The organism is Streptomyces glaucus (assembly GCF_039533365.1).
Lineage (GTDB): Bacteria > Actinomycetota > Actinomycetes > Streptomycetales > Streptomycetaceae > Streptomyces > Streptomyces glaucus.
Genome location: NZ_BAAATK010000118.1, coordinates 1 through 3018 on the forward strand (window position 1 = coordinate 1; position 3018 = coordinate 3018).

General features: G+C 73.2%; 1 protein-coding gene. It reads right to left on the reverse strand.

Annotated elements, in window-relative coordinates; all coding sequences use genetic code 11:
• On the reverse strand, positions 1 to 3018 hold a 3018-nt coding region (locus ABD363_RS32295; RefSeq protein ID WP_344610017.1), incomplete at both ends, for an SDR family NAD(P)-dependent oxidoreductase.

The following is a 3018-nucleotide window of genomic DNA, read 5'->3' on the forward strand; positions in this document are numbered from 1 at the left end:
CCACATCGAGCAGCACCTCACGCCGCTCCACCTCATCCAGCCCCACCAACCGCCGGGCAAGGTTTCCCGTGGCGACCACTCGGCGGCGGGCCCGCACGAGGTGGCGGAACAGCGGAGGTACGTCGGGGAGCTCCCGTACCGCGTGCAGGTCGAGCGGCACCGGCAGGACCACGGGTTGATTCGCCGTCAGTGCCGTGTCGAAGAGCTCCAGGCCCTGTTCGACCGTGATGGCCGGTATCCCCGCGCGGGCCATGCGGTCCGGGTCGGCGGTCATGCCGCCGGACTCCTGCTCCCAGGGCCCCCACACCAGGGAGACGGCATGCCGACCGGCGGCGCGCCTGGCGCGCATCAGTTCGTCGAGGAAGGCGTTGGCGGCGGCGTAGGCCGCCTGCCCCACGCTGCCCAGCACACCGGCGACTGACGAGAAGACGATGAACGCCGTGTCGTCACCGAGCAGCTCGTGCAGGTGCCAGGCGGCATCGGCCTTCGGCGCCAGAACCGCGGCCAGCCGCTCCGCGGTCAGGCTGCCCACCAACCCGTCGTCCAGCACCCCCGCCGCATGCACCACCGCACCGATCGACCGACCGGCCACCACACGAGCCAGAGCCTCCCGGTCCGCCACATCACACGCGAGAACCTCGACCCGCTCGGCACCCGACCCGGTCAGCTCGGCGACGAGCTCACCCGCACCCGGCGCCTCCCCACCACGCCGCGACACCAACACCAGCTCCCGCACCCCGTGCACCCGCACCAGATGCCGCGCCACCACCGCACCCAGACCACCGGTCCCACCCGTCACCAACACCGCACCCGGACCACCCCACACATCCGCTGTGGCATCCGGGAACACCGCCTCCGACGTCGCACGCACCAGCCGCGGCACGACGACGCCATCGGCACGCAGCGCTGCTTCGAGTTCGTCAGCCACCGACAGCACACGCAACGCGGCATCGATGTGGTCCAGGTGTCCTTCGGCTGCGTCCACGAGCCCGAAGCGTCCCGGGTATTCCGCAGCAGCGGATCGCACCAGGCCCCGCACGGCGGCGGACACCACGGCCGTACCCCGGGTCAGTACGATCAGCCGGGCGTGCCGGAACCGCTCGTCCGCCACCCACTTCTGGACGAGTGCCAATGCCCGGGCCACCGTCGCGTGCACGTCGGGGACCACGTCCCCGGAGGAGTCGCCCGAGGTGCCGACCAGCGCCACGACGATGTCGGGTACCGGCCGTTCGTCGGCGGCGAGTTCGTCGAGTCCGACGTACGGCCGCACCTCGGACACCGCGTCCCGTATCGCACCGGTGACAGCGGAGTCGGCCCCCACCAACGCGACGGCGGGGACGTCGGCCGACACCTCCGCAGGTTCCACCCAGTCCAGTGCGAACAGGGAACCGTCCGCCGGAACACCCTCGAAGCCGAGTTGCTCGTCGGTGACCGGACGGGTGACCAGTTCCGCCACGTGGGCCACCGGCCGGCCCTCGATGTCGGCCAGGTCGACGGTCAGCGCGTCGCGGTCGGCCCGGCGCACCAGCCGGGCCCGTACCTCGGTCGCTCCGGAGGCGTGCAGCGACACCCGTTCCCAGACGAACGGCAACCCCTGCTCACCCGATCCGCCGACTGCCGCGACGGCGTGCAGCACGGAGTCCAGCAGCGCCGGGTGCAGGCCGAAACCGCCGTTCTCCGTGCCGGCGGCAAGGCCCGCCTCCGCGAACAGCTCGTCGCCGCGCCGCCACACGCGGCGCAGCGCGCGGAAGAGGGGACCGTATGCGAAACCCTTCTCCGCCAAATCCTCGTAGAGGTCGGAGAGGTCGACCGGTTCCGCACCGGCAGGCGGCCACTGGCCGACATCGGCGCGGCTCGGCTGCTCCGGCTCCTCCGCCAGGACACCTGTGGCGTGCTGTGTCCAGGGTGCGTCCCCAGTCGGCTCGTCGGGGCGCGCGTGCACGGTCAGGGTCCGCCGACCACTCTCGTCGGCGTCCGCCACACGCACCTGGATCTGTGCGGCCGCCCCCTCCGGCATCACCAGGGGCGTCGCCACGGTGAGTTCCTCGACCGTCGCGCACCCGACCTGGTCGCCCGCCCGGACCGCCATTTCGACGAACGCCGTCCCGGGGACGACCACATGGCCGAAGACCACATGATCGGCCAGCCACGCGTGAGTGGCCAACGACAACCGGCCGGACAGGACCACACCGTCGGAGTCGGCCAGGGACACCGCGGCCCGCAGCAGCGGGTGCTCGGCCGGGACGAGTCCGGCGGCCCGGACGTCTCCGAGGTTCCGCCCGCTCATGGGCCAGTAGTGCTGGTGCTGGAAGGGGTAGGTGGGCAGGTCGGTGCGGCGGGCGCCGGTGCCGGCGAACAGGGCCGGCCAGTCCACCGCCACACCGTGCACGAACAGCTCCGCCAGGGCGGCGATGAAGACCCGCTCCTCGGGGCGGTCCGTGCGCGCGGCCGGGACGGTGACCGTGGCCTGGGGCGCGGAGGCGGCGATGAGGGGGGTGAGGACGGCGTCCGGGCCCAGCTCCAGGAACCGGTCCACCCCCCGGCCGGTCAGGGTGTGGACCGCGTCGGCGAAACGGACACCCTCACGCACCTGGCGCACCCAGTACCCGGGCGTGTCCAGCTCCCCGGGAGCAGCCAGCGCCCCGGTACGGGTGGAGACCACCGCCATCCGCGCCGGCCGGAAGACCAGCGCGGACACCGCCCGCTCGAAATCGGCCAGCATCGGCTCCATCAACGGCGAGTGGAAGGCATGGGAGACCCGCAGCCGCCGGGTACGTCGGCCCGGCAGGGCCGCCGCCACCGCCAGCACCGCCTCCTCGCCCCCGGACAGCACCAGCGAGGCCGGGCCGTTGATCGCCGCGATCGCCACCCCGTCCGTCAGGTGCGGGGTGACCTCGTCCTCGGTGGCCTCCACGGCCAGCATCAGGCCGCCCTCGGGCAGGGCCTGCATCAGCCGGGCCCGCGCGGTGACCAGGGCGCACGCGTCGGTCAGGGACAGCACCCCGGCCACGTGCGCGG